Source organism: Neorhizobium sp. DAR64862/K0K3, assembly GCF_050500185.1.
GTDB lineage: Bacteria > Pseudomonadota > Alphaproteobacteria > Rhizobiales > Rhizobiaceae > Neorhizobium > Neorhizobium soli.
Genome location: NZ_CP191449.1, coordinates 2,797,784 through 2,821,784, shown reverse-complemented (window position 1 = coordinate 2,821,784; position 24,001 = coordinate 2,797,784). Strand labels below are relative to the sequence as shown.

Annotated in this window: 27 protein-coding genes; 3 read left to right on the top strand and 24 right to left on the bottom strand. The window is 60.8% G+C overall.

Translation table 11 applies throughout. The annotated features are described in order from the left end of the window. Positions 1-2: 2 nt before the first annotated feature. From ACQY1L_RS13680 to ACQY1L_RS13670, 3 genes are all read right to left on the bottom strand, one after another. Entirely contained in the window at positions 3-1,256 is a 1,254-nt protein-coding gene (locus ACQY1L_RS13680; RefSeq protein WP_174195472.1) for an aminopeptidase, read from the bottom strand. Positions 1,257-1,348: 92 nt separating this feature from the next. Further along, on the bottom strand, positions 1,349-1,822 hold the full coding sequence (ybaK, locus tag ACQY1L_RS13675; RefSeq protein ID WP_430241240.1) for a Cys-tRNA(Pro) deacylase: 474 nt from the start codon (positions 1,820-1,822) through the stop codon (positions 1,349-1,351). Between the two features lie 5 nt (positions 1,823-1,827). Then, positions 1,828-2,181 carry an ArsC family reductase gene (locus ACQY1L_RS13670; protein WP_430241238.1) on the bottom strand — a complete coding sequence of 118 codons (354 nt, stop codon included), beginning with the start codon at positions 2,179-2,181 and terminating at the stop codon, positions 1,828-1,830. Between the two features lie 170 nt (positions 2,182-2,351). On the opposite strand from ACQY1L_RS13670, the gene ACQY1L_RS13665 reads away from it, so the two are divergent. Further along, positions 2,352-2,516, top strand: coding sequence for a hypothetical protein (locus ACQY1L_RS13665; RefSeq protein ID WP_430241236.1), 165 nt, complete (start codon positions 2,352-2,354; stop codon positions 2,514-2,516). A 256-nt stretch (positions 2,517-2,772) separates the two neighbouring features. Here the strand turns inward: ACQY1L_RS13665 and ACQY1L_RS13660 are convergent, their stop codons facing one another. From ACQY1L_RS13660 to ACQY1L_RS13595, 14 genes are all read right to left on the bottom strand, one after another. Next, the gene (locus ACQY1L_RS13660) at positions 2,773-3,363 is read right to left on the bottom strand and encodes a YqaA family protein (RefSeq protein ID WP_430241234.1); all 591 of its coding nucleotides are present in this window, start codon (positions 3,361-3,363) and stop codon (positions 2,773-2,775) included. Positions 3,364-3,428: 65 nt separating this feature from the next. After that, the gene (gene guaA, locus ACQY1L_RS13655) at positions 3,429-5,018 is read right to left on the bottom strand and encodes a glutamine-hydrolyzing GMP synthase (RefSeq protein WP_430241232.1); all 1,590 of its coding nucleotides are present in this window, start codon (positions 5,016-5,018) and stop codon (positions 3,429-3,431) included. A gap of 40 nt (positions 5,019-5,058) precedes the next feature. Beyond that, on the bottom strand, positions 5,059-5,697 hold the full coding sequence (locus ACQY1L_RS13650) for a 5'-methylthioadenosine/S-adenosylhomocysteine nucleosidase (RefSeq protein WP_430241230.1): 639 nt from the start codon (positions 5,695-5,697) through the stop codon (positions 5,059-5,061). Further along, positions 5,694-6,143 (bottom strand): PaaI family thioesterase, encoded by a 450-nt coding sequence (locus tag ACQY1L_RS13645; RefSeq protein ID WP_430241228.1) that lies wholly within the window; start codon positions 6,141-6,143, stop codon positions 5,694-5,696. Before ACQY1L_RS13645 ends, ACQY1L_RS13650 begins: the two co-directional genes overlap by 4 nt. A gap of 70 nt (positions 6,144-6,213) precedes the next feature. Then, positions 6,214-6,666: a TspO/MBR family protein gene (locus ACQY1L_RS13640; RefSeq protein ID WP_430241226.1), complete on the bottom strand. Its 453-nt coding sequence runs from the start codon at positions 6,664-6,666 to the stop codon at positions 6,214-6,216. A gap of 37 nt (positions 6,667-6,703) precedes the next feature. Beyond that, a complete protein-coding gene (locus tag ACQY1L_RS13635; RefSeq protein ID WP_430241224.1) occupies positions 6,704-7,789 on the bottom strand; it encodes a DUF1513 domain-containing protein in 1,086 nt (361 codons plus the stop codon). Positions 7,790-7,792: 3 nt separating this feature from the next. Continuing rightward, positions 7,793-8,899 (bottom strand): imelysin family protein, encoded by a 1,107-nt coding sequence (locus ACQY1L_RS13630; RefSeq protein WP_430241222.1) that lies wholly within the window; start codon positions 8,897-8,899, stop codon positions 7,793-7,795. Beyond that, positions 8,899-10,386 carry a di-heme oxidoredictase family protein gene (locus ACQY1L_RS13625; protein WP_430243965.1) on the bottom strand — a complete coding sequence of 496 codons (1,488 nt, stop codon included), beginning with the start codon at positions 10,384-10,386 and terminating at the stop codon, positions 8,899-8,901. The genes ACQY1L_RS13630 and ACQY1L_RS13625 overlap by 1 nt, the downstream gene beginning before the upstream one ends. A gap of 200 nt (positions 10,387-10,586) precedes the next feature. Next, positions 10,587-11,858: an imelysin family protein gene (locus ACQY1L_RS13620; protein ID WP_430241220.1), complete on the bottom strand. Its 1,272-nt coding sequence runs from the start codon at positions 11,856-11,858 to the stop codon at positions 10,587-10,589. Positions 11,859-11,984: 126 nt separating this feature from the next. Continuing rightward, positions 11,985-13,274: an RsmB/NOP family class I SAM-dependent RNA methyltransferase gene (locus ACQY1L_RS13615; protein WP_430241218.1), complete on the bottom strand. Its 1,290-nt coding sequence runs from the start codon at positions 13,272-13,274 to the stop codon at positions 11,985-11,987. A gap of 99 nt (positions 13,275-13,373) precedes the next feature. Then, entirely contained in the window at positions 13,374-13,790 is a 417-nt protein-coding gene (locus tag ACQY1L_RS13610) for a septal ring lytic transglycosylase RlpA family protein (RefSeq protein ID WP_062454067.1), read from the bottom strand. Between the two features lie 383 nt (positions 13,791-14,173). Beyond that, positions 14,174-15,046: an SDR family oxidoreductase gene (locus tag ACQY1L_RS13605; RefSeq protein ID WP_430241216.1), complete on the bottom strand. Its 873-nt coding sequence runs from the start codon at positions 15,044-15,046 to the stop codon at positions 14,174-14,176. Continuing rightward, positions 15,046-16,236, bottom strand: coding sequence for a tRNA epoxyqueuosine(34) reductase QueG (queG, locus tag ACQY1L_RS13600; RefSeq protein WP_430241214.1), 1,191 nt, complete (start codon positions 16,234-16,236; stop codon positions 15,046-15,048). The genes ACQY1L_RS13605 and queG overlap by 1 nt, the downstream gene beginning before the upstream one ends. Beyond that, a complete protein-coding gene (locus ACQY1L_RS13595; RefSeq protein WP_062454065.1) occupies positions 16,217-16,909 on the bottom strand; it encodes a glutathione S-transferase family protein in 693 nt (230 codons plus the stop codon). Before ACQY1L_RS13595 ends, queG begins: the two co-directional genes overlap by 20 nt. 162 nt (positions 16,910-17,071) lie before the next feature. Here ACQY1L_RS13595 and ACQY1L_RS13590 point away from each other — a divergent pair, with 162 nt between their 5' ends. Further along, complete coding sequence (locus ACQY1L_RS13590) at positions 17,072-17,878, top strand: undecaprenyl-diphosphate phosphatase (RefSeq protein WP_062578775.1); 807 nt, start codon at positions 17,072-17,074, stop codon at positions 17,876-17,878. Between the two features lie 70 nt (positions 17,879-17,948). Here the strand turns inward: ACQY1L_RS13590 and ACQY1L_RS13585 are convergent, their stop codons facing one another. The 3 genes from ACQY1L_RS13585 to ACQY1L_RS13575 all read right to left on the bottom strand — a co-directional run bounded on the left by ACQY1L_RS13585 (position 17,949) and on the right by ACQY1L_RS13575 (position 19,699). Next, positions 17,949-18,101, bottom strand: a complete 153-nt coding sequence (locus ACQY1L_RS13585) for a hypothetical protein (protein WP_092663810.1) — start codon at positions 18,099-18,101, stop codon at positions 17,949-17,951. A 216-nt stretch (positions 18,102-18,317) separates the two neighbouring features. Continuing rightward, entirely contained in the window at positions 18,318-19,298 is a 981-nt protein-coding gene (locus ACQY1L_RS13580; RefSeq protein WP_430241212.1) for a complex I NDUFA9 subunit family protein, read from the bottom strand. 113 nt (positions 19,299-19,411) lie between these two features. Then, positions 19,412-19,699: a DUF1330 domain-containing protein gene (locus ACQY1L_RS13575; RefSeq protein WP_092663808.1), complete on the bottom strand. Its 288-nt coding sequence runs from the start codon at positions 19,697-19,699 to the stop codon at positions 19,412-19,414. A gap of 57 nt (positions 19,700-19,756) precedes the next feature. Between ACQY1L_RS13575 and ACQY1L_RS13570 the strand changes: the two genes are divergently transcribed. Continuing rightward, positions 19,757-20,827 (top strand): NosD domain-containing protein, encoded by a 1,071-nt coding sequence (locus ACQY1L_RS13570; RefSeq protein WP_430241210.1) that lies wholly within the window; start codon positions 19,757-19,759, stop codon positions 20,825-20,827. Between the two features lie 24 nt (positions 20,828-20,851). Here the strand turns inward: ACQY1L_RS13570 and pyrF are convergent, their stop codons facing one another. The 4 genes from pyrF to dnaN form a co-directional block, all read right to left on the bottom strand. Then, positions 20,852-21,544, bottom strand: coding sequence for an orotidine-5'-phosphate decarboxylase (gene pyrF / locus ACQY1L_RS13565; protein WP_430241208.1), 693 nt, complete (start codon positions 21,542-21,544; stop codon positions 20,852-20,854). A 5-nt stretch (positions 21,545-21,549) separates the two neighbouring features. Further along, positions 21,550-22,137 (bottom strand): histidine phosphatase family protein, encoded by a 588-nt coding sequence (locus ACQY1L_RS13560; protein ID WP_430241206.1) that lies wholly within the window; start codon positions 22,135-22,137, stop codon positions 21,550-21,552. Between the two features lie 19 nt (positions 22,138-22,156). Continuing rightward, positions 22,157-22,750, bottom strand: a complete 594-nt coding sequence (gene pmtA / locus ACQY1L_RS13555; protein WP_062454058.1) for a phospholipid N-methyltransferase PmtA — start codon at positions 22,748-22,750, stop codon at positions 22,157-22,159. Positions 22,751-22,873: 123 nt separating this feature from the next. Continuing rightward, a complete protein-coding gene (gene dnaN, locus ACQY1L_RS13550; protein WP_062454057.1) occupies positions 22,874-23,992 on the bottom strand; it encodes a DNA polymerase III subunit beta in 1,119 nt (372 codons plus the stop codon). Between the last annotated feature and the right edge of the window lie 9 nt (positions 23,993-24,001).

Sequence of the window (24,001 nt, the reverse complement as noted above, 5' to 3'; positions counted from 1 at the left end):
CGTCAGGCCCATTCGCCGGCGCGCATGACGGGCACCTTGGAGCCGTCGGCCCTGATACCGTCGATATCCACCTTGTCGGAACCGATCATCCAGTCGATGTGGATGAGGCTCGAATTTCCGCCTTGCGTCCTGATCTGCTCCGGTGTCAGCGAAGCGCCGTCGAGGAAGCACTTCGAATAGCACTGGCCAAGCGCGATGTGGCAGGACGCGTTTTCGTCAAACAGCGTGTTGTAGAACAGGATGCCGCTTGCCGAAATCGGCGAGGAATGCGGCACCAGTGCCACTTCGCCCAGCCGGCGGGCACCAGCATCCGTGTCCAGAACCCGGCTCAGCACTTCCCCGCCCTTGGCAGCATTTGCCTCGACGATGCGGCCGCCCTCGAACTTCACCCTGATATCGTCGATCAACGTGCCCTGATGCGACAGTGGCTTGGTGCTGGAAACATAGCCTTCCACCTTCAGCGCGTGCGGAGTCGTGAACACTTCCTCGGTCGGAATGTTCGGATTGCAGGTGATGCCGTTTTTCGCGACGGACGCACCGCCATGCCATTCATGGCCATCAGCCAGGCCAACCGTCAGGTCCGTGCCGGGGCCGGTGAAGTGAAGCGCCGAAAAGCGTTCGCCGTTCAGCCAGGTGGAGCGCTTCTTGAGGTTTGCGTTGTGCGATGCCCAGGCAGCGACGGGGTCGTCGAGATCGACGCGGGAGGCGGCAAAGATCGCGTCGGCCAGCTTGCGCACCGCCACGTCTTCCGGCACGTCCGGAAACACCTGCCGCGCCCATGCCGGGTTGGGATAGGAAATGATGTTCCAGTTGATGTCGAAATTGGCGATCTTTTCTAGCGCCGGCTTGTAGGCCATCGAATTGGCCTTGTTCGCCCGTGCCACCTTGGTGGGATCCTGGTCGGCCAGCATCATCGGGTTGTCGCCGGAGATCGCCAGACGCGCCGCACCATTGGCATAGGCCTTCGCCATACCTTCGTAGAGCCAGTCCGAGGCCTTGTCGAAACTCGCATCGGGTGCGAACTCGTAGCGCGCAAGCGTCGCCTCCTCGTCGGAATAGAACGTGGTGACGAGACCCGCACCGGCCTTGTAGGCGTGGCGGGTCAGGAACCGCACCAGCGGCAGGGCCGCAATCGGCGCCGTGATGACGAGATCCTGGTTCTTCGCGAGCCCAAGGCCAACCTTGACCGCCACTTCGGCAAGCTTTTCGAGTTTCTGCGGATCGATGGCGGTCTGGAAATTCGGCACGATTGTCATAATGGCCTCTGTTCTTGGAATATCTGCTGACACGACTTAGGGTAACTGAGGTGAATTTGAAGTCGATCGGTCACGATCATAGTCCCCTCGCTTCACGCAACAAGGGCCGCCGCTATCGCTTTCAATGCCGATTGTGCGTCTTTTGGGGCAAGACGAACCTGAAGCCCTCGCTGGCCACCATTGATGAAAACGTAGACCTGTTCGAGAGCCGTCGCTTCTATGGCCGTCGGGACGAGCTTCCTCTGTCCGAACGGGCTGATGCCGCCGACACGATAACCGGTTATCCGTTCGGCATCAGCCGGCTTCATCATGGCCGCAGACTTGCCGCCGAAGGCCGCGGCAAGCTTCTTCATCGAGACTTCTCTATCGGATGGGATGACAACACAGACCGCCTTGCCGTCCACCTCCGCCATCAACGTCTTCAGGACCCGGCAAGGATTTTCGCCGATCGCGTCGGCTGCCTGAAGCCCGATGCGTTCGGCGTTCGGATCATAGTCATAGGTAACCGTCGTGAAGCTCACGCCGGCCTTCTCGAGGACTTCGGTTGCGCGGGTCGCCTTGGACATGAAATTCAGGTCTCGGTGAATGTCGCGGCGTAGTTTTCCGGTTTGAAGCCGACGACCAATTTTCCATCCGCTTCCAGTATCGGCCGCTTGATCATCGACGGCTGAGCCGCCATCAGCGCGATCGCCTTTTCCCGGTCGAGATCCAGCTTGTCGGTCTCGGGCAGCTTCTTGAACGTGGTGCCTGCACGGTTCAGCACCTGTTCCCACCCGGCGCGCCCCGTCCAGTCGTTAAGATGGTCGGGGTCGATACCGAGCGCCTTGTAGTCGTGGAAGGTGTAGGCAACGCCCTTCTCATCCAGCCAGGCGCGGGCCTTCTTCATCGTGTCGCAGTTCTTGATGCCATAGATGGTGATCACCATGAGAACCTCTTCGGTTGATGACGATCGATAGCAACCACGTGACAGTTTAGGCAAGCCATGGATGCTGGAAGGTCTGCGCTATGTGAATGACGCATGCCTCCTCTGTGAGCTTGTCGATTGTATAGGCACAATGTGCAGCCTATTTTAGGAACATCACAAGGAGAGATCAAATGTCTGCATCTATCAAGAACCGCGTTGGCGCATTCGGTCGTGCATTTGCACTGCTCGGCGCTGCCGTCTCCGCATCCGCTGCTGTCGAGAACAACCGTCGTCCTCACGCCCGTGATCTCGAGATACTCGGCATCGATCCCCAGGCTTTCCGCAAGGTTCGCTAATCATACTTCCAAAGACCGCCCGGCGGGAAAGTTCCTGCCGGACCTGTGTGGCGTAGTCCTTCGCCACACCACGAGCGCTGATGACATGACCCGGCTGAGACCTTCAGCCACAGCAGGCCACCATCCCGCTCACTGCATGGCTTGTTTCGCAAGCCGATAGGCGGTCAAGCCAAAAACTTCCCCGCAGAAATAATGATACTAGATCAGGCGTGCACAGGCTGCCTGATAGCGTACCCGCAGCCGGCGTCGCGCCAACTCAGCTCATCAGCATCTTGTAGGCGCAATAGATGGCGATCAGCACGACGGCGCCGATCAGTGCTATCTTGCCGAGCCGCTTCTCGATGAAATGCCGGATGCTCTCGCCGTGCCGACGCAGGAGCCATGCGAGGAGAAAGAAGCGGGCTCCGCGGGTCACCACGGCCGCCGCGATGAACAGCCAGATATTGACATGCACGGCACCGGACAGGATCGTGACCACCTTGATCGGTGGCAGATGCGCGAAGCCTGATGTGACCAGCATCAGCAGGATCGTCTCAAAGGTGATGCCGGATTTCAGCTCGTTGAACGTATCGAGCTTGCCCCAGAATTCGAGGATCGGCACGGCGATCGCATCGAAAGCGAAAAACCCGATCCACCAACCGGCAATGCCACCGAGGACGGAAAACGTCGTGGCGATCAGGGCGTAGCGCCAGGCGCGCTCGGGCCTGGCAAGCGCCATGGGCAGAAACAGCACATCCGCCGGCACCAGGAAGACAGAGCTTTCGACGAAGGCGATGACCGCAAGCCACACGCTTGCGGACTTGCGGGCGCTGAGCGCCATCGTCCAGTCATAGAGGCTGCGGAGCATAGGGATATCCGGGAAGGGATTGGGAGGTGACAGGCCGCTGCGTGATGCGGCCGGTCACTAAAGGCCTATTCCCACTCGATCGTGCCGGGCGGCTTGCTCGTCACGTCGTAGACGACGCGGTTGATGCCGCGCACTTCGTTGATGATGCGGGTTGCCGCACGGCCAAGGAAGTTCATGTCGTAGGGGTAGAAGTCCGCCGTCATGCCGTCGACCGAGGTCACGGCGCGCAGCGCACAGACGAAGTCGTAGGTGCGGTAGTCGCCCATCACGCCGACGGTCTGCACCGGCAGAAGCACGGCGAATGCCTGCCAGATCGTGTCGTAGAGACCGGCCTTGCGGATTTCGTCGAGATAGATTGCATCCGCCTTGCGCAGGATATCAAGCTTTTCGCGGGTAATCGCACCGGGGCAGCGGATGGCAAGGCCTGGACCCGGGAACGGGTGGCGGCCGATAAAGCTTTCCGGCAGGCCGAGTTCACGACCCAGCGCGCGCACCTCGTCCTTGAACAGTTCGCGCAGCGGCTCCACCAGCTGCATGTTCATGCGCTCTGGAAGGCCGCCAACATTGTGGTGGCTCTTGATGGTGACCGAAGGGCCGCCGGAGAACGAAACGCTCTCGATGACGTCAGGATAGAGCGTGCCCTGCGCGAGGAAGCGTGGAGCGCCCTTGCCGTCGGAGGCGATCTTGGCGGCTTCCGCTTCGAAAACCTCGATGAACAGACGGCCGATCGTCTTGCGCTTGACCTCGGGGTCGGAAACGCCGGCCAGCTGCGTCAGGAAGAGGTCGGATGCATCCACGGCCACGAGCGGGATGTTATAGGCGTCGCGGAACATGCCGACGACCTGTTCGGTCTCGCCCTGGCGCATCAGGCCGTGGTCGACATAGATGCAGGTCAGCTGGTCGCCGATTGCCTCATGGATCAGAATGGCTGCAACGGATGAATCGACGCCGCCGGACAGGCCGCAGATGACGCGCTCGGTGCCTACCTGCTCCTGGATCTTGCGGATCATCTCGGCCTTGTAGGCAGCCATGGTCCAGTCGGATTTCAGGCCGACGATCTTGTGCACGAAATTGGACAAGAGCTTGGCGCCATCAGGCGTGTGAACCACTTCCGGATGGAACATCGTCGTATAATAGCGACGGCTCTCGTCGGCAGCGATCGCGAACGGTGCGTTTTCGGATGTGGCGATAACTTCGAAGCCATCGGGCAACTGCGTCACGCGGTCGCCGTGGCTCATCCAGACCGGATAGCGGCCGCCCTGTTCCCAAAACCCATCAAACAGCGGGCTGGATTTCTTGATCTCGACGTCGGCGCGACCGAATTCCGCAGCATGGCCACCCTCGACGACGCCGCCGAGCTGGGTTGCCAGCGTCTGCTGGCCGTAGCAGATGCCAAGGATCGGAACGCCGCTGTCGAACACCGCCTGCGGTGCGCGCGGACTTCCCTCTGTCGTGACCGATGCCGGGCCGCCGGAAAAGATCACGCCCTTCGGCGCCATCCTGTCGAAGGCGTCCGCGGCACTCTGAAACGGGTGGATCTCGCAATACACACCCGCTTCGCGCACGCGGCGCGCAATCAGCTGCGTCACCTGGCTGCCGAAATCGATGATGAGAATGCTGTCGGGATGAGCTACCAAGGGCGTTGTCTGGGTCATGGCGAGCCTTTAGAGAAAAACTGGCTTTTGTGCAACTGCGTCAGAGCGCCAAATCGCCGCTTTCGAGGGCGTTTTCAAGCCGGTCGATGACCGCGGCAAGCTTCTCGTCAATAACATGGAGATATTCCGTCCAGTTGTCGACATGCTTCAGCTCCGCCTTGCCGTCGGAAATGCCCCGCAGACCGACCAGCGGAAGACCAAAAAGCTGACAGCATCGCAGCACCGCAAAGGTCTCCATGTCCACCATGTCGGCGGCCACGAGATCATAGGCTGCTCCCGAAACGATGTTGCCGCCCGTCGAAAGCGACGCTTCCGCGATGCCGGGGATGCGAAGCGTCAGCGGAACGATCGCCGGGTGATCGAGAAACGGTGTGCGTCCCTTTTCGAAACCGAGCGGGGAGGCGTCCATGTCGCGATAGGCAACGGAGGATACCTGATAGACTTCCGTCTGCTCGAGACTGCGCGAGCCGGCGGACCCGAGTGAGACGACCAGATCCGGCAACCGGCTTTCCGCCTCCAGCCGTGTCAGCGCGCGCGACAAGACGGCCGCCGCCTCCACCGGGCCGACGCCGGTCATCAGCGGCTTGATCCGGTTTTTGAGATGCGGACCATATTCGGCGTCGACGGCCATGACGAACATGACCTTTTTGCCCGCGACCGATTTAAGTTCGAAATTCATCCGACGATATCCTGCCTGCCGCGGATGACCATCATCGATGCGGTCATGGACGCAATGAGTTTTGCCGGCCCGTCACTGATCGCATAACCGCGCCCGTCCGCGACGATGATCGTTGACCCGGGCTTGGTGATTTCGCCGCGAAACAGAAAACGCTCTCCACGTCCCGGCGACAACAGGTTCACCTTGAACTCGATGGTCAGGATCGAAGCGTCAGGCGCAATCGTCGTGTAGGCGGCATAGGTGCAGGCCGTGTCGAGTGCCGCCGAAATCACGCCGGCATGCAGGAAACCATGCTGTTGCGTGAGCTTCTCGCTATAGGGCAGCTCGATCTCGATCATCGCCTGCTCGACCCGGGTCAGAGCCGCATCAAGCATTGCCATCGCGCCCTGCCGGTCAAAACTCTGGCGAATACGCTCGCGAAAATCGCCTGTTTCGAGAATGCTCATGCCGGCCCCTTTGATCGAGGCAAGGTGCCATGCCGGGCCGGTATCGGCAAGCCGGTTTGGTCTCGGCTCGTCAGTTGAGCATGACGATCGAGAGGTTGAGCATCGTCGCAAACGCGACCCACAGCGCGTAGGGCACGAATAGCAGCGCCGCCGTGCGGTTGGGCCGCCAGCTCATGGCGATGAAAAGTAGGATAAAGGCCAGCATCGGCACGATGATGGCAAGACCCAGAGCCGGGTTCTGCATCCCGAAGAAGGCCGGAGACCAGAGAAGGTTCAACACGGCCTGCACCGCAAACACGACCAGCCTTCGAGTGTTGTTCTGGTCGTACCATGTCGAGGCAAGCGCTGCGCCGATCATGCCATAGAGAACCGTCCAGACCGGTCCGAAGATCCAGTTCGGCGGATTGAAGAACGGCTTGTTCAGCTGTTGGTACCATTCGCCGGGAATGTTGCTGACGCCGCTGATCACGCCGACGGCGACCGACGCGATGATGAAGAGACCGTAGACGATAGGTTTGCGCATGAGCCCTCAGATAGAGCGGTTGGAGCGGCCGGAAAGATCATCCGATGCGAACGATATGCTGATCCCAGGCTATCCGGCTTTTGGTCTCGTTGAAACGCCCGTCATAGGTCGAGACCGCGATGCCGTGCGCGGCCGGGGCCACCCCTGCAGCGTCCCGCACCGTCTCTTCCCTCAGCACCTCACCCGTCCTTGCATCCAGCGTCACCGCCGCACCGCCCACCGGCGATGTCAGGCCGACAAGCCCCTCGCGACGGTTGACGGCAATTGCGCCCACATAATTGCCGAGCCGGACGGTGGTCTGTTCGGGCAGGTCGAGGAATGCGATGTCCTCGCCCTTCGAAAACCAGCCGGCAAGCGGTGGCAATGCGTTGCGCGCACCTTCCCACTGGCAGGCGAACCAGATCCGGCCACTGTCGGCAATATCCAGATGCCGGGTGGAAAGCTGGGATAGCGACGGCGGCACCAGGTGTTTCTGGATCAGCGCGCCGGATCGTGCATCCAGCAGCACCAGCGATGGCTCCATACGATCGAGATTGAGCTTGGTGCGGCCGAAATCCGGATGCGTCTCGATACCCCCATTGGCGATGACCAGCATCGATCCGTCGTCGGAGACGGTCATGTCGTGGGTCCCGACACCATGGGCATCGAATTCGCCGATGCGCCGGAAGCCGTCGCTTCCATCATAGACCCCGATCATGCCGCGATTGCCGTCGAAATCGTTCTCGCTCGCGTAGAGCCTGGTGCCGTCGGGCGAAAAATGCCCGTGCCCGTAGAAATGTCGCCCCTCCGGCGCGGTGATCATGACAGGCTCTGCCCGGCGTGCCGCATCGAACACCATGGCGAACGTGCCGGGCCGTCTGGCAAAGGCGACGGTTCGACCGGTCGCAGCACTGAAGGCCATGCCATGCGCCCGCGCGGGCAGGGGAACACGGTCGATGATCTCGCCGCGCTCCGACACGGTCGCAATGCCGAATGACCCATCGGGTGCACGAAAACCGGAGGCATAGACCGCGTCAGCCCGTTCCAGCGCCATCAGCGCGCCCGGTTGAAGGGCTGCGGTAAAGGCGACGCCTGCCGCCTTCAGGAAACCGCGTCGATCGATCGTTTCGCCGCGCCAGCTCATGGCCTAGTCGCCGTCTGCAAACGAGAAGCCGGAGGAAAGCCCGATCGCGCCGCCATAACCGTCGTTCAGCTTGGCGATCACGTCCTTGCCGCCGTCGAGAAGCGATTGAAGCTTTGCCTGTTCACCGGGGTTTTCAACCGCCAATTCGATATTGGGCATGACGGTGCGGGCCGTGGCGATCATGGACTGCAATCTGGCCTGTGTTGCCGCGACGACCGGCTGGTCCTTTTCCTGCAACAGCTCGACCATGCCCGACGTGGCAAGCAGTTTCGACAATCCGTCGAGATTGCCGTGCAGGCTGTCCCAAGTGTTCTGCGACCGCCAGAACAGTGCCTGTTTTGGGAACGTCGCCTTGCCGGCTCCCTTGTAGAATGTCTCGATCCGCTGGTCGCGCACGGCCTCCGCGCCATGGACCAGAATACCGAGCAACGCAGTTATCGCCTCGCCTCCGGTGCGAAAGGCCGGGTTGTCGGGTCCCGGCTGTTCCCAGGTCTTGGCGATGCCATCCGGCGCGTCCCAGATCCCGGCGACGTCCTTGGCGACATTGGCGATATTCTGCGCGGCCGCGGCTGCATAACGGCAGCGAAACGCATTCTCGGCCTCTAGAAGATCGCTATCGGCATTGGTGCCGTAAAGCAGATATTCGAGTGCGCCGAGGCCCTGAGTGGCAACACTTTTTGAAGCCAGCGTCGCAGGGTCGGTCGCTGTCTCGTCTTTCTTGGCAAGCACAGCCTGCACCTGTTTCAGCCCGGTGCTCTTGCGGTCAGGATAAAACAAAATCCGCTCGAACCGGTTCTGCTCGATGATCGGTCCGGTGCGAACGATCTCGATCGACCCCCAGCTGACGACGAGCGCGCGGAATGCAGTCTTGACGACGTTGAGATTGGCGACCGAAGGCGCCTTGCAGAGCGCAGCACTCTTGTCGGCCATATCCTGTGCAGACGTCTCGAACGCATCATAGCCCGGCCGGATAAAGCCGTTGACGGCCGCGGTCATCACTTTTGTGACGGCTGCTGCCGGAAGCTCGACTGCCGGCACGCTGTCGGCATCCTGTGCCTGCGCCGCTGTGGACAGCATCAGAGCCAGGCCGGCCGCGAAGATCATGCGCATCAGAGTGACTCCAGGAAGGTGAGAAGAGAAGCGCGATCAGTCTTGGAAAGCGATGCAAAGGCATCACGTGCCTTCTGTGCCTCGCCGCCATGCCAGAGAATTGCCTCGGTCAGGTTTCGCGCCCGCCCGTCATGCAGGAAGAACGTGTGCCCATTGACGGTCTGCGTCAAGCCGATACCCCAGAGCGGCTGGGTGCGCCATTCCTGCCCGTTCGCCACACCCACCTGCTGCCCATCGGCAAGACCTTCGCCCATGTCGTGCAGCAGGAAGTCGGAATAGGGCCAGATCAGCTGGAACGCATGCGCCTTGTTTCCCGCATCGCGGCTGGTCACGAATTTCGGCATGTGGCAGGAAGCACAGCCTGCCTGATAAAACAGCTGCTTGCCCTTCAGCACGCCGGCATCGCCGATATCGCGTCGGGCAGGCACGGCAAGGTTTTCCGAATAGAACGTGACGAGCGGCAGCACCGGATCAGGCGCTTCCACCGGACCGAGCCGCGGCTGTACACCGGTCGGCATGGCCAGACAGTCGCTTTGCGCCTTCCGGCAGTCGCCGTGATCGAACGGATCGTCCGGCGTCGAAATGCCTATATCGCCGACGAAGGCCGATGAGCTCTGGTCGCGGATGGAAGCGTTCTGCGCCTTGAAGCCGAAACGACCGATCTTCAGCTCACCGCTCTTGTGGTCGCGCACCAGCGCGGCCTTTCCGGAAATACCATCGCCATCGGTGTCGTCGGGGTCGGCGTTGGCAAGCAGGTCGGCCTCGTGGATCGCCTGGATGAGACCCATGCCGATCATGGGCGGGGCGACACGCGGCGAAAGCGTAACGTCGCCCTCCATCGGGCCAAATCCCAGGTCTGCAACCGAATAGCTGGGCTTGCGCAGAGTAACCACCTCGCCATCGGCAAGTTTCACCGGCAGGTCCTGATAGGCAATCTGCAGTCTGCCTTCGGCCTGCAGCCCGGGCACGGCGAGATCCTGCAACTGCTCGCCATAGACCGCATCCGGAAAGTTGAGCTTGCGATAATCGGCGATCACCGCGCGTTCTTCGTCGGTCCGGGCCGGGCGGGCCAGCCGCAGGAACATCGAGGTCGCGTCGGCGCCACCTTCCGGCGGATGCCCGCGACCATCCTTCAGGTGACAGCTCTGGCAGGCCCGCGCATTGAACAGCGGACCCAACCCGTCGGAAGCCTGCGTCGACGAGGGAGAAGACACCCAGAGCTTCGTGAACAGCGCATTGCCGAGCTTGAACTCCTGCTCTTCCTCGAACGTGATGTTGGCAGAAAAATGCGAGAAGATATTCCCGTTGACGCTTGCCTTGGTGGTTGCCCCGCCGCCGGCCATCAGCTCGAACTGCTCCGGCTTGGAGAAGTCCGTCGTGGCACGCGTCACGCTCTCCACCCGCTTCTGGTCTTTCGGGTTGAGATCGGTGCGCGACGTCGGAAAAAGGCTGTCGCCGCCGGTGGCGACGATGGGGATCAGAAACAGAGCGCCGGAAAGCAGCGGCAAAACCAGCCGAAACAGATATCCGCTGCTTTTCCCGGAAGGAAGAAGGCAGCCGCAAGCAAGCCCGTCGTCCAGCGGGTGCTGGCGACAACCTGGGGAGTGGTTATGCCCCTCCCGCGTTCGGGGAGGGGTGAATGAGGTGAAGTGTTTCATCGCAATCGCTTGGCAACCGCTTCAGCGGCTTACTGAAATACGGCTTCCGGATTGTCCAGGCTGTCGGAGCCTTCGAGATCCACCTTGCCGAGATCGAGCGACGCAACGACGCGCTCGATCGTCTTGGTCTGGTCGATCAGCCCATCGATCGCCTTCTGGACCACCGCATTGCCGTCGGCATTGTTCTCGCCGATCATCTGGTCATAGGCCTCGACCTTCTGGGCACGGTCGGCCATCGCGTTCATGGCCGCAAGCGTCGCGTCCAGCTTGCCCTTCATCTCGTTGTCCAGCGCCTTGTCCTTGGCCAAGACGAGGTCCGAAAGCGAAGCACCGGTCATCTTGGTGCCGTCGATGCGGGTATATTCTCCCGTATAGGCCGACTTGATGCCGATCGCGTCGTTCAGGTGCGAGGCATAGGTGTTGTCGGAGAAGCAGTCATGCTCTTCTTCCGGATCATGCAGCAGCAGGCCGAGCTTCATCCGTTCGCCGGCAAGCTCGCCATAGGAAAGCGAGCCCATGCCGGTCAGGATGGCGCTCAGACCCTTCTTGCCATTGGCCTCGACAGTCCTGGTAGCCTTGCCCTTGGGGCCCCACGCCACAACCATGTCCTTCAGATCGGCAACCAGCAATGCGGTTGCCGCTTTCAGGTAGGCGGCGCGACGGTCGCAATTGCCGTTGGTGCATTCGGTCTTGCTGTAATCCGTATAGGAGCGCGTACCGGCGCCAGGCCCGGTGCCATTGGTATCTTGGCCCCACAGCAGAAACTCGATCGCATGGTACCCGGTCGCCACATTCGCCTCGATCTCGCCGGCCTCATGCAGGATGCGAAGGGTCTTCGTGGTGATCTTGGTCGTGTCGAGCGTCTTGCCGTTCACCTTGATCTTGGGGTTGGCAATGATGTTGGCCGTATAGAGCGCGTTCTCGTCGCTTTCGGTGCCATAGGAGGGGTCGACGTAATCGATCAGGCCTTCATCCAGCGGCCAGGCGTTGACCTTGCCTTCCCAGTCGTCAACGGCAGAATTGCCGAAGCGATAGACTTCGGTCTGCTGGTAGGGAACACGCGCCGCGATCCAGGCTGCTTTCGCCGCCTTCAGCGTTTCCTCGCTTGGGCTTGCAATCAGCCCGTCGATGGCCTTTTCGAGGCTTTGCGCTGATATCAGCGAATCCTCGAACTTGGCATGCGCCAGCTCGGAATAATGCTTGAGCACGGCGGCCGGCTTCGTGTCGGCGCGCGCTGCCGTTAATGTCGTCGATGCGGCGAGAAGCGCCAGTGCGGCGCTGAAAGCGAATTTGCGGATCATGTCCCTCTCCATTGCGGCGTCGTTTGAAAACGAGGCTGCCTCAAAGGCTCATCGCGCAAATCTAAACTTGTGTCAAATGATCTAGTTTAGAATGCTTTCAGGGTAAATCCGCAAGACAAGTCCCGCTCAAACCTTGCGTTGCATGCGGCAGAAAAAGAATCCGTCCGTATCGGTACTTGCGGGAGACAGTGTCACCGTCGCTGCATCCTTGGCGCGAGGCGTGGCCGCGTCGTTGCCGAAAATCTTCGCCCACTGGTCGGCTGCCGGCACAATGGAGAATTCGGGGTTTTGCTCGCAGAAACGGACAGCCTGCTGGTCGTTTTCTTCCGGCAGGATCGAACAGGTCACATAAAGAAGCGCGCCGCCCGGCTTCACGAAAGCGGATGCTTCGGAAAGTGCGTCCTGCTGCTGCGCAATGCGCTCGTCGAGGTTCTTCTGCGTCAGCCGCCATTTCGTGTCGGGGCGACGGCGCCACGTTCCCGTGCCGGTGCAGGGCGCATCGACCAGAACTGCGTCAAGCTTGTTCCGGAGACCTTCAAGCTGGCGTGCATCGTCGTGAACCTGAACATTGCGGGTGCCGGCCCGACGCAGGCGCTCGATGATCGGCGCCAGCCGCTTGCGGTCGGTATCGTAGGCGTGAACCTGGCCCTTGTTGTTCATCGCAGCCGACATCGCCAGCGTCTTGCCGCCGCCACCGGCGCAATAGTCCAGCACCTGATGGTTCTCGGCAGGCTGTACGAGCTCGGCCACGATCTGCGAGCCCTCGTCCTGCACCTCGAACCAGCCCTTCTGGAAGGAAAGCTCGGCGGTGATATTGGGAAGCCGGGAAGCACCTTCGCCGGCAGCGATCCGGATGCCGTTGCGGGCAATGCGCGCAGGCTTGGCACCGGCGCGGTCCAGCGCCTTGACCACCTTGTCGCGCGACGCCTTCAGCGTGTTGGCGCGCAGATCAAGCGTCGGTCGGGTGGCAAGTGCCTTTGCCTCGGCAAGCCAGTCGTCGCCGAAATTTGCTTCGAAGGAGGGTTGAACCCAGTCCGGGATGTCGCCCTGGACGTGAAGCGGCGCGTCTTCCAGCTTGCGGGAGGAAAAGGCTGCCACATGCGCTTCGGTCAAAACCGGCGGCGCGAAACGGTCGTCGGCAAAATCGGCAGTCAGGGTTTCCGGAGAATATCCCCACTGGCGAAGGAGAACCGCATAGGCCAGTGCGACGGCACTATCGTCATCCATGATGAATGCGTGGCTGAGCCGCATGCGCAATGCGTCGTAGACGATGTTTCCGATTGCGGCGCGGTCGCCGGATCCGGCAAAGCGGTGCGCGAGGCCCCAGTCCTTCAGCGCGTCGGCGACGGGGCGTCTGCGTGCCTCGATATCCGCCAGTACGTCGATTGCTCCGGCTACTCGTCCGCCCAGTCGCATGTCATTCTCCGTCTCGGTTGAACCCGTGTGGGGTGGGTCGTAACCGCGAACGGTCGAAAGGGCAAGTGCAGCACGTCAGGCGTTCAAAGCTCTGGTGCCTCAGCCGTCGACGTCCTTGATGCCCTTGCCGGAGATCTTCTGGCTGGAAGCGCGGGTGTCGGCAACGATCTGGTAGCAGACCTGCGCAGTGCCCGAAGAGACCATGCCGATATCCTTGGCTGCGGCTTTCGAAACGTCGATCACCCGGCCGCGAATGAATGGGCCGCGATCGTTGATGCGCACGACGACGCTTTTGCCGTTGCGCTTGTTGGTCACGAGAACCCTGGTGCCGAAGGGCAGCGAGCGATGTGCGGCGGTCAGCTTGGCGGCGTTCATCCGCTCGCCAGAAGCGGTCTTCGAAGAAAGCGCGTACCAGGATGCGTGGCCGCAGCCGGGCGCAGCATTGGCCTGCGCGGTGCCGAGTAGTGCAAAAGCAGCAATGGCAACCGCGAGTGTCGAGCGTCGAATTGTTGTCAAGTCGGTCGTCCCCGTCCGTTTTGTCCCTGCACGTGGCGTGCAGCCGGCTTAAGCGGGGCCAAAAATGGCGAAAAAGTGGGATTCGGTATCACGGAGTGTTACGCATTGTAACATTCGTGATTACATTGCGATCGATGTTGTTAATGCACCCGGCTAAGCTTTTTCGGAAGAAAAGCTTTAGAATCAGTCTCCAAGCGAAACGTCATTCCGCTGGATCCCATGGATGACTCGTGTTCACGAAAACAGGCAAAATTTTTTTTCTCTTAAAGTCGGTCTGCTGTCTTATTTGGACCGGTTTTGGGGCGCTGCGCCCCAGGGATTAAGAATTTATGACCGGGATAATGGCTCAGGATGAAAATTCCCACCGATGAGTAGAGGAGATTTCACCCTCTCCAGCGGTCGGAACACCACAATTCCGAGAGTGAAACATGGTAGTTCGGAAAGCGGAACTGGAAGCCGGCGGCCCTGATCTTCTCATTCGAGACGCGCTTGTTGGCGCCATAGAAGGACCGCGCCATCGGCGACATGTCGGCGGTGTCGAAATCCTGTTCAGGAGGCGGTTCGACGCCCATCATCCGGGCAGCCTCGACGATCACGTCCTGGGGCGGGCATGGCTCGTCGTCGGTGACATTATAGAGGCCACCCATCCGCTGGCTCCCGAGAAACAGCGAGGCGCCCCCGATATCCTCTACCCGGATCCGGTTGAACACCTGACCCTTCTTGATGATGCGTCGCGCGCTGCCGCGGGAGAGATTGATGAAGGCGTTGCGCCCGGGCCCGTAGATGCCGGAGAGACGCAGCACTGCGCATGGCACGCCAACGCTGGTCGCCTGCTCCGTCCAGGCATCCTCTGTATCGACCCGTTCGATCGAGCGGCCAAGGATGGGGCTTCCCGGCGTCTCTTCGGTCACCCAGTCGCCACCATGGTCACCATAGACACCGACTGTCGAGAGATAGCCGATCCATTCGAGCTTCGGAAACAGTGCCGCAAGCCTGCCCTCGACGAGCTTCAGCAACGGATCGCCCTCCTGGCCGGGCGGAATGGATTGAACCAGATGCGTCACCTCGGCCATCTCGCCCAATAGCGCGTCATCGAAGTCGCTGCCATCGAAGAGAAAGGGCTGGATGCCTCTTGCGCGTAGAGCAACGGCCTTCTCCTCGCTGCGAACAGTGCCGGAAACTGCCGCGCCGTCGGCTATGAAGGCCTCCGCAATTGCCTGGCCGGAATAGCCGCATCCGAAGATCATCACCCGCATCAAACCACTCCTGCCATCGTCCATTCGTTTTCGACCTCGGCATCATCTTCCGCGCCGCGTGCCTCCGCAAACATAGCGAACTCCGCCTCCGACATCAGCCGCTTCAGCGCCCAGATCGCCATGCCGCGCACGGTAGGGGACGCATCCACCGATAACCTGCGACACTGATCGACGAAACCACGGTCGCCGGAATTGCCGGCAGCGATCAGCACGTTGCGCACGAACCGGTCGCGCCCGATCCGCTTCACTGGCGATCCGCTGAAGAAGTCCCGGAATGCCGGGTCGTCCAGCGTCAGAAGAAAGGCGATCGACGGTTCCTTGAGGTCCTCGCGCGCCTTCAGCTTCATTTCAGACGCGCTGGCCGCGAACTTGTTCCATGGGCATGCCGCTAAGCAATCGTCGCAGCCATAGATACGGTTGCCGATCAGCGAACGGAATTCGGGCGCGATCGGTCCCTTGTGCTCAATCGTCAGGTAGGAGATGCAGCGCCGCGCATCCAGCCGGTAGGGCGCCGGAAACGCCGCCGTCGGGCAGGCGTCGAGACAGGCGCGGCAGGAGCCGCAATAGTCCCGCTCAGCCTCGTCGAAGGCCAGATCCGCTGTCGTGAACAGGCTGCCGAGAAAAAGCCAGGACCCGTGCGTGCGGCTGACCAGATTGGTGTGCTTGCCCTGCCATCCGATGCCGGCGGCTTCGCCAAGCGGCTTTTCCATCACCGGTGCCGTATCGACGAATACTTTGACATCCTCGCCGGCACGGGCGGCAAACCGTGTGGCGATCTCCTTCAGCCGACCCTTGATCACGTCGTGATAGTCGCGGTTGCGGGCATAGACGGAAATCGCGGCCTTGTCGGGCTTCTCCAGAATGCCGCGCGGATCCTCGTCCGGCCCGTAATTCATCGCAAACATCACGATCGACCTGACTTCGGACCAGAGCGCCTTGGGATCGCCGCGACGCTCGCGCGTCTCCGCCATCCAGTCCATCGTGCCGTGATGCTCGTCGGATAGAAATGTCGTTAGCCGTTCCGGTGCTTTCGGAATGCTGTCGGGCCTTGTGATGCGACAGAGATCGAAGCCCTGGGCTGCGGCTTCCTCGCGAATGAAGGCGGTCAGCTTCTGCCGACGCCGGTCGGCCCGAAGGTCGACCTTCTCTAGGCTCAGGTCGTGGTCCGGCTCAGAAATCAAGGTCCGCATAATGCGATACCGGAGTGAGGCCGCGGATGCGCTCGGACAGCAGCGGACGGAAGGAGGGGCGCGATTTGATCCGCTGGTACCAGTCCTTGGCGATCGGGATTTCCGACCAGTCGATTTCGCCGAGATAATCGAGCACGGAAATCGAAGCGGCGGCAGCAAGGTCGGCATAGCTCAGGCGCTCGCCGGCCAGCCACTGGCGCGAGCCGGCAAGCCAGGCAAGATATTTCATGTGCTGGCGAATATTGGCGCGGGATGTACGCAGCACTTTCGAATCGGGTGCGCCGCCGCCCTGAGCCGCGGTCATCTGCAGCTTGTAGACCCGTTCGCGCGTCAGCGGCCGGGTCACGTCCTGCTCCATCTTGATCAGGAACCATTCCGTCAGCCGGCGGATTTCAGCCCGTTGCCACGGGTCTTCGGCAAGCAGCCGGCGGTCGCGCTTCAGCACGCCATGGGTCTCGTCGAGAAATTCCATCAGAACCGACGGACCGCACAGAACGCGCATATTGTCGTCAACATAGACAGGCAGGGTCGCCGCCGGGTTGAGCGTGAGAAACTCGCGGCGCTTCTCCCAGGGCTGCTCCTCGACAAGATCCGTCTGGAAGCCGTATTCGGCGAGGATCAGACGGACGAAGCGAGAGGAAGACGACATTTGATGATGATACAGGGTGGGCATCGATAAGAAAACTTCAGTTATAATGTATAGGAAAGCGGCTGCTTCGGGCGCCCGCCTGACATATGCCAGCTATATGGATTTGGTAGGGCCAGTACAAGCAGGGGCCACAAACCGCTAAGAAACGATTAAAAACCACCTCTATCGCATAGCAAAGGACTAAGAATGGTGGATCAGCCCATTATCAGCGCCCTCGTACTCGGTATTATCGAGGGGCTCACGGAATTTTTGCCCGTTTCATCCACCGCACATGTGCTGCTCGCCGGCCATTTTCTCGGTTTCAATTCTCCGGGGAATACGTTTGCGGTCCTGATCCAGCTCGGCGCCATACTGGCCATTCTCCTGGTCTATGCGCAAAGGCTGATCTCGATCGCCGTCTCGCTGCCGACCAGTGTCCAGTCGCGCCGTTTCGTTCTGACCATCCTGGCGGGTTTTCTCCCGGCCGCCGTGATCGGCGCGATCGCGCATGATTTCATCAAGACGGTCCTGTTCGAAACGCCGATGTTGATCTGCGTCATGCTGATCGTCGGTGGCTTTATCCTGCTTGCCGTCGATCGCATGAAGTTCGAGCCGAAATACCATGACGTGATGGATTATCCACTGTCGCTGGCGATCAAGATCGGCTTCTGCCAGTGCCTCGCGATGATCCCAGGTACGTCGCGCTCCGGCGCCACCATCGTCGGCGCGCTTCTGCTTGGCGCGGACAAGCGTTCGGCCGCGGAGTTCTCGTTCTTCCTCGCGATGCCGACAATGGTCGGCGCCTTCACGCTCGATCTCGTCAAGAACCGTGCGCTGCTCTCCTTCGACGACAGCGCCGTGATCGTGGTCGGCTTTCTGGCAGCCTTCGTGACGGCAGTGTTTGTCGTGCGCTCGCTGCTCAATTTCATATCGAGCCGCGGCTACGCGCCTTTCGCCTACTGGCGGATCGCAGTCGGCGCCATCGGCCTTGTTGCCCTGTTGCTCGGGGCCTGAAGGCCGCTACCCGAAAAAGAAAAAGGCGGCCATCGGCCGCCTTTGTCATATGGGTCGTTCAATCACTGCTTCAGTAACGAATTGATGCAGTGCTGCAGGGATCGACGCCATAAGCAGGCGCACAATCGAGCTTGCCGGCGGCTCCGGTTTCAGGAGCCATGAACGATCCTGCAAGGATCACAAGTGCTGCACATACGAAAAAGAGGGCGATGGGTTTGCCCATGCAAATGCGCCTTTCAGAAGGGAAATATCTGTGTGTGGGTCTACGGGCCGTGTGGCTGATATTCAATAAACGTTTTTGCTAAACTGCCCGTTAACGCAAGACGGCCAATAACTGCGACCTTTGCGCCACAGAGCTTTCGACACCTGCGCCCAAAAAAAACGACGCGCCCCGGAGAGCACGTCGTCAAGGATCCGGTAAGGATCTAGGATATTGAAATCAGGCGGCCTTGCCGGAGCCCGTGTACTGGCCCTGCGGCCGGTAGCGCACGAGATAGGACGCAAGAACGGAGGTAGCCAGCGTCGGCGTGATGCCGATACCGGCAAGCGTGCGGCCTTCTTTTTCCGCAGCGTCCGAAACCACATTGTCCCGTTTCAGGAGTTCCACCTGGTCCGCCGTGATCGGCGGGGTGATCAGGGGCACCATCGAGGCAACGCTGCCGATCATGGAAGCCACGCCGAAAGGCAGCGAGAGAAGCGGCTTCTTGCGGGCGGTCACACGCATGACCGTTTCCATGCAGTCGCGCATCGTCATCACTTCGCCGCCACCCAGCTCGTAGATCTTGCCGGACGGAATGGAGCCGTCGACGGAGCGTCCCACGGTTTCCGCCACGTCTTCCACGAAGACCGGCTGCAGTTTCGTATGGCCACCACCGATCAGCGGTAGGAACGGGAACGTCCGTGCCATCGAGGCAAACCGGTTGAAGAAGCTGTCGTCAGCACCGAAAACCACTGAAGGACGCAGGATCACCGCATCCGGCAGTGCGGCCTGGATCGTCACCTCAGCGCGGCCCTTGCTGCGGGCATAGCTCGAAGCGGAATTGACATCGGCACCGATGGCCGAAACATGGGTCAGATTCGCGCCGGCAGCCTTGACGGCTTCGACCAGCGTCTTCACGCCGATATCCTGCACGCCGTCGAACGTGTTGCGGCCGCTTTCAAACAGGATGCCGATGCAGTTGACCACATGCGCGGAGCCTTCGACGGCCCGCAGCACGGAATCGCGGTAGCGCAGGTTCGCCTGCACCAGCGAGATCTGGCCGACATAGCCGGCGGGCAGAAGAAAGCCGGCAAGATCCGGGCGACGCACCGCGACGCGAACACGGTAGCCGCGCTTGGCAAGCGTGCGCACGACCTGTCTGCCGACGAAGCCGGATCCCCCGAAGACGGTGACGAGAGGCGGTAGATTGTTGATGGTCATGATAAGCTCCGGGAGCCTGAAGAAGGGACGACGAAATATGGAATGCTGTTTAGCCGAATCCGGGCGACGGTGGAAGTGTTTCCGCAACCGGTTGTCGCTGTCAGCGAGCGATATCAGACGCCCTCGACCACAACCATTTCCGCATCGGCCGCTTCCTGGCGGATTTTTGCAGCGATCTGGTATGCCGGCGAGTTGTAGCAATCGACTGCAGCCTGCATCGACGGGAACTCGATCACCACATTGCGACCCCGGGCCGTGCCCTCGAGTTCGGTCATCGCGCCGCCACGTGCAAGGAAATTGGCGCCGTATTCCTCAAACGCCGGTTTTGCCGCAGCGACATAGTCCTTGTATCGCTCGGCGTCGCGAACATCGACCCGAGCAATCCAGTAACCTTTTGCCATAATAACCTCTCCTCGATTGGGCATATTCGATTCGAGCAAATCTGGCGGGGAGTCAACATGATAAAGACCGGACCACGCGGCCGGATTGAAGCGCGCAACGCCTATTGGGCGCTCCCTTATCTCGTGCCGTTCATGCTTCTTGGCGCGCCTACGGCAAGCGCGGCATCCTGCAGCGCCGATACGCTGGAACAGCTCCGCTCGCCCGCCGAAGCGGCCACGCGCCCGATCGAAATCGATTGCGATCTCACCCTTCAGAAGAATGCCGTCATCACCGTGCCGATCGCGTTTTCCGGCAGTCGCGCGTCTGGGACGACGATGGACTGCAACGGCGCGACGCTTGATGGCACCAAGCCCAAGGCCCGCACGATCGTGATCCGTTCGGTTCAACGCAAGGACGGCAGCTGGGATACGCCCCGCGACATCCATATCCGCAACTGCACAATCAAGGGTGATATCCGCATCGAAGGCCTCGGTCACAACGGAGAGGCCGAGAAGGTCAGGGAATCCTCACTCACGCCGGGCCATACACAGCGAGCGCAGTCGATTGCGCCAAGCGATATCGTGCTGTCACAAAACCGCTTCATCGCCAATGTCGGCACGCCGGTCTATCTCGCGCCTGGCGTCACCAACGTCATTGTCGAAAACTCGCGCTTTACCGGCAAGACGGTCTCGGCCGTTATTTACCTGGATGCGGAATCGGCCAGAAACCGCGTCATCGGCAATACGTTTGAAACATCAGCCAGCCAGCGCGAGATCATCGCCATCGACGGATCTGCGGAAAATCTCATCGAGAAAAACACGTTCGTGAACCCGGTCAAGGGCGGCGTGTTTCTGTACCGCAATTGCGGCGAGGGCGGCACGATCCGCCACCAGGCGCCGCAGCGCAACGTCATCTCCGACAACAGCTTCCGCTACAAGGACTGGCTTGCCATGCCGGCGGTCTGGCTCGGCAGCCGGCAAGGGGTGCGCAAATATTGCATGACACGGCCAACGGCGTCGTTTGGCAGCGGAGCCAGCCCGCTCGATTACGCGCAGAACAACCGGGTCACCGGCAACCGCCTGTCGGGCGGCGTCGCCACCTTCGTCCTCAACAGCGACGCGAACAATGTCGTCTCGGACAACCGCTGATCCGGATCAAGCGTCGTCTGCAGGTCAGAGCGCCGCCTGCATCGCCGCGAGGATAGCCTGCGCGGCCGCCTTCGGGTCGGCTGCTTGGACGATCGGGCGGGCAACGACAAGGTGGCTGGAGCCTGACTTCAGGGCATCGAAAGGTGTCACGACACGTTTCTGGTCGCCGGCGTCGGAGCCGGTCGGACGGATGCCGGGGGTAACGACCGCCATGTCGCGTCCGACGATCGCCCGGACGGCCGCCGATTCCTCGGCCGAGCAGACTATGCCGCCCATGCCGGCCGCACGCGCCTGTTCGGCGCGGCGTGCCACCAGCTCGCCCGGCGTCTGCGAATAGCCGGCTTCTGTCATGTCGGCCGCATCCATCGAGGTCAGCACGGTAACGCCGAGCAGGCAGAGATCGGAGCCCTTTGCTGCTTCGACCGCGGCGCGCATTGCCTTCGGATAGGCATGCAGCGTCAACATGGTCATGCCCATCTTGGCGATATTCTCGACGCCCTTGGCGACCGTGTTGTCGATATCGAGCAGTTTCATGTCGAGAAAGATCTGCTTGCCATCCTCTGCAAGCTCGCGGGCAAATTCCAGTCCGCCGGCAAAGGCCAGCTGGTAGCCGATCTTGTAGAAGGAGACGGTGTCGCCAAGCGTTGCCACCATCTTTTCCGCCTCGGACAAGGTCGGGATATCAAGGCCCACAATCAGCCTGTCACGCGCTTGCATGTCTGTCAGTCTCCCTTCCATGTTTCGATCGGGGTCCAGTCGCATGTGACGGCGCGATCCGCAAGGGTGAAGCGGAACAGATTGCCACCGCCACCAGGCTGATCTTCCGTGCGGGATATGGCCGATCGTTTCAGGTGACATTTCAGAAGCGTGCCGACGCCGCCATGACCGACAAAGGCGATCGGCACCGCGGGATCGTGGTCCGCCAGAACGAATTCGACCACAGACACGATCCGCGCCTGCGCATCCACGGCGCGCTCCCAGCCTTTGAAGCTCTCGGTCGGGTTGGCGAAAAACCAGTCGGCCGCCGCCTCGAAATCCGGCGGCGGCAGAAAGCCGGTCGCCGAGCGATCGTTCTCGTGCAGTTCCCCGATGACTTCTGTCTTGAGACCGACGGCCGCGGCCAGGATGTCGGCGGTCTCGATCGCCTTTGTCTCGTCGCTCGACACGATACGCCCGAGCTTCGAAACCCAGTCGGACCTGGCAGCCTGTTCGGCACGGAGACGTCCCGTGTCGGACAGGCCCCATTGCGGCACCGGCACGTTGGGGTCGATCCGGACCTGCGGATGCGTGATGTAAATCCCGAATGTCATGTCGGAGAAGGTCCGGACGCTAAGCGCGCGTATATGTCCACAGCTGCGCCGGCGGAATGTTGCGCACCACGAAGTCGTAGTGCTTGATCTTGTAGCGCTCTGGCTTGGCGATAATAGGCGAAACTGGGCTGTAGGTGATCTGCATCACCGGGCGTCCCGGCGGGACGCGGTCGAGAAGATCTTCCAGAAGTTCGATGCGGCGTTCCATCGGAAAGCTCAGCATCGGAATGGCGCAGATCACGCAGTCGAATTTCTGATGTTTCAGTGTGTCGAGCGTGCGATCCAGATCGAACGCGTCGCCATTGATGAAATGCACGCCTTCGAATGTCTTCATCAGATGCTGGTAGAAATCGGTCGAATACTCGATCGAAACAAGGTTCTGAGGCTCGATGCCGGTTTTCAGGATCGCCTTGGTGATAACGCCGGTGCCTGGTCCAAGCTCGAGTACCGGCAGGCCGGAACTCGTGTCGATGATGCTCGCCATCCGCTTGGCGGTGACTGACGATGTCGGGATGATGGCTCCGACCTGTTTCGGACCGTCGATCCATCCTTTGAAGAAACGGATTTCCTCGTCAAATTTCCGGCCAAGCCGTTCCTTCAAACGCAGTTCCATCAGGTCGTCCCCTCCAGTTTCATCCAATGTGAACCGTTTTGCCGCAAACACAAGATGAAATGTCGCAAGCGGAATACGGCACAAAAAAGGCGGCTGGGGTTAACCGAGCCGCCTGGTAAGATGCTATACGCGCATCGGCATCAGCACATAGAGCGCATCGTCGCCCGCCGTATCACGAACCAGCGTCGGTGACCCCGCATCCGCCAACATGAAGATCGCGTCGTCGCCGGAAAGCTGGGCGGTGATGTCGAGCAGATATTTGGCGTTGAAGCCGATTTCCATCGCGTCATATTCGTAGCCGACGGCCACTTCTTCCGTGGCGCTGCCGGAATCCGGATTGTTGACCGTCAGCATCAGCTGCCCTTCGGACAGCGACAGCTTCACGGCACGTCCGCGCTCCGAAGAGATGGTCGAGACGCGGTCCACGGCCTTGGTGAAGCTCTGGCAATCGACGCGCATTTCCTTGTCGTTGCCGGTCGGGATGACGCGCTGGTAATCGGGGAATGTGCCGTCGATTAGCTTCGATGTCATGACGATGCCGCCGATCGAGAGGCGGATTTTGGCATCCGAAACTTCCACCGTCACGAAGGCTTCCGGATCATCGACCAGCTTCTGCAACTCGCCCACGGTCTTGCGCGGCACGATGATGCCAGGCATGCCTTCAGAGCCGGATGGCGCCTTGAGATCTGCACGGGCAAGGCGATGGCCGTCGGTTGCGACGGCACGCAGCTTCAGGTCGCCACCGGCCTCGATCGTGTGAAAGAAGATGCCGTTCAGATAATAGCGGGTCTCTTCGGTCGAGATCGCAAACTGCGTGCGATCGATCAGCATCTTGAGATCGGTCGCCTTCATCTTGAATGTATGGCTGAAGCTGCCGGCGGTGAGATCCGGGAAGTCCGTTTCCGGCAGGCACTGCAGCGAGAATTTCGAACGGCCGGACTGCACGGTCATGGTCGCGCCGTCGGCGCTGGTGGCGAGCAGCACTTCCGATCCGTCCGGCAGCTTGCGGACGATTTCATAAAGCAGATGCGCCGGCACAGTCGTGGCGCCGGACTGTTCCACCATGGCCGGTGTCGATTCCGTCACTTCCAGATCAAGGTCCGTCGCCTTCATGTCCAGGCTCGCGTCGGACGCGCGCAGCAGGATGTTGGACAGGATCGGAATCGTGTTGCGCCGTTCCACGACGCGGTGCACGTGATTCAGCGACTTCAAGAGATTGGAGCGCTCAAGAGTAATACGCATGGACACTAT

Excerpts from the sequence above, each read along its gene's own strand:
- ACQY1L_RS13680 (WP_174195472.1), bottom strand. The coding sequence starts at position 1,256 with ATGACAATCGTGCCGAATTTCCAGACCGCCATCGATCCGCAGAAACTC.
- ybaK (WP_430241240.1), bottom strand. The coding sequence starts at position 1,822 with ATGTCCAAGGCGACCCGCGCAACCGAAGTCCTCGAGAAGGCCGGCGTG.
- ACQY1L_RS13670 (WP_430241238.1), bottom strand. The coding sequence starts at position 2,181 with ATGGTGATCACCATCTATGGCATCAAGAACTGCGACACGATGAAGAAG.
- ACQY1L_RS13665 (WP_430241236.1), top strand. The coding sequence starts at position 2,352 with ATGTCTGCATCTATCAAGAACCGCGTTGGCGCATTCGGTCGTGCATTT.
- ACQY1L_RS13660 (WP_430241234.1), bottom strand. The coding sequence starts at position 3,363 with ATGCTCCGCAGCCTCTATGACTGGACGATGGCGCTCAGCGCCCGCAAG.
- guaA (WP_430241232.1), bottom strand. The coding sequence starts at position 5,018 with ATGACCCAGACAACGCCCTTGGTAGCTCATCCCGACAGCATTCTCATC.
- ACQY1L_RS13650 (WP_430241230.1), bottom strand. The coding sequence starts at position 5,697 with ATGAATTTCGAACTTAAATCGGTCGCGGGCAAAAAGGTCATGTTCGTC.
- ACQY1L_RS13645 (WP_430241228.1), bottom strand. The coding sequence starts at position 6,143 with ATGAGCATTCTCGAAACAGGCGATTTTCGCGAGCGTATTCGCCAGAGT.
- ACQY1L_RS13640 (WP_430241226.1), bottom strand. The coding sequence starts at position 6,666 with ATGCGCAAACCTATCGTCTACGGTCTCTTCATCATCGCGTCGGTCGCC.
- ACQY1L_RS13635 (WP_430241224.1), bottom strand. The coding sequence starts at position 7,789 with ATGAGCTGGCGCGGCGAAACGATCGATCGACGCGGTTTCCTGAAGGCG.
- ACQY1L_RS13630 (WP_430241222.1), bottom strand. The coding sequence starts at position 8,899 with ATGCGCATGATCTTCGCGGCCGGCCTGGCTCTGATGCTGTCCACAGCG.
- ACQY1L_RS13620 (WP_430241220.1), bottom strand. The coding sequence starts at position 11,858 with ATGATCCGCAAATTCGCTTTCAGCGCCGCACTGGCGCTTCTCGCCGCA.
- ACQY1L_RS13615 (WP_430241218.1), bottom strand. The coding sequence starts at position 13,274 with ATGCGACTGGGCGGACGAGTAGCCGGAGCAATCGACGTACTGGCGGAT.
- ACQY1L_RS13605 (WP_430241216.1), bottom strand. The coding sequence starts at position 15,046 with ATGCGGGTGATGATCTTCGGATGCGGCTATTCCGGCCAGGCAATTGCG.
- queG (WP_430241214.1), bottom strand. The coding sequence starts at position 16,236 with ATGCGGACCTTGATTTCTGAGCCGGACCACGACCTGAGCCTAGAGAAG.
- ACQY1L_RS13595 (WP_062454065.1), bottom strand. The coding sequence starts at position 16,909 with ATGCCCACCCTGTATCATCATCAAATGTCGTCTTCCTCTCGCTTCGTC.
- ACQY1L_RS13590 (WP_062578775.1), top strand. The coding sequence starts at position 17,072 with ATGGTGGATCAGCCCATTATCAGCGCCCTCGTACTCGGTATTATCGAG.
- ACQY1L_RS13585 (WP_092663810.1), bottom strand. The coding sequence starts at position 18,101 with ATGGGCAAACCCATCGCCCTCTTTTTCGTATGTGCAGCACTTGTGATC.
- ACQY1L_RS13580 (WP_430241212.1), bottom strand. The coding sequence starts at position 19,298 with ATGACCATCAACAATCTACCGCCTCTCGTCACCGTCTTCGGGGGATCC.
- ACQY1L_RS13575 (WP_092663808.1), bottom strand. The coding sequence starts at position 19,699 with ATGGCAAAAGGTTACTGGATTGCTCGGGTCGATGTTCGCGACGCCGAG.
- ACQY1L_RS13570 (WP_430241210.1), top strand. The coding sequence starts at position 19,757 with ATGATAAAGACCGGACCACGCGGCCGGATTGAAGCGCGCAACGCCTAT.
- pyrF (WP_430241208.1), bottom strand. The coding sequence starts at position 21,544 with ATGCAAGCGCGTGACAGGCTGATTGTGGGCCTTGATATCCCGACCTTG.
- ACQY1L_RS13560 (WP_430241206.1), bottom strand. The coding sequence starts at position 22,137 with ATGACATTCGGGATTTACATCACGCATCCGCAGGTCCGGATCGACCCC.
- pmtA (WP_062454058.1), bottom strand. The coding sequence starts at position 22,750 with ATGGAACTGCGTTTGAAGGAACGGCTTGGCCGGAAATTTGACGAGGAA.
- dnaN (WP_062454057.1), bottom strand. The coding sequence starts at position 23,992 with ATGCGTATTACTCTTGAGCGCTCCAATCTCTTGAAGTCGCTGAATCAC.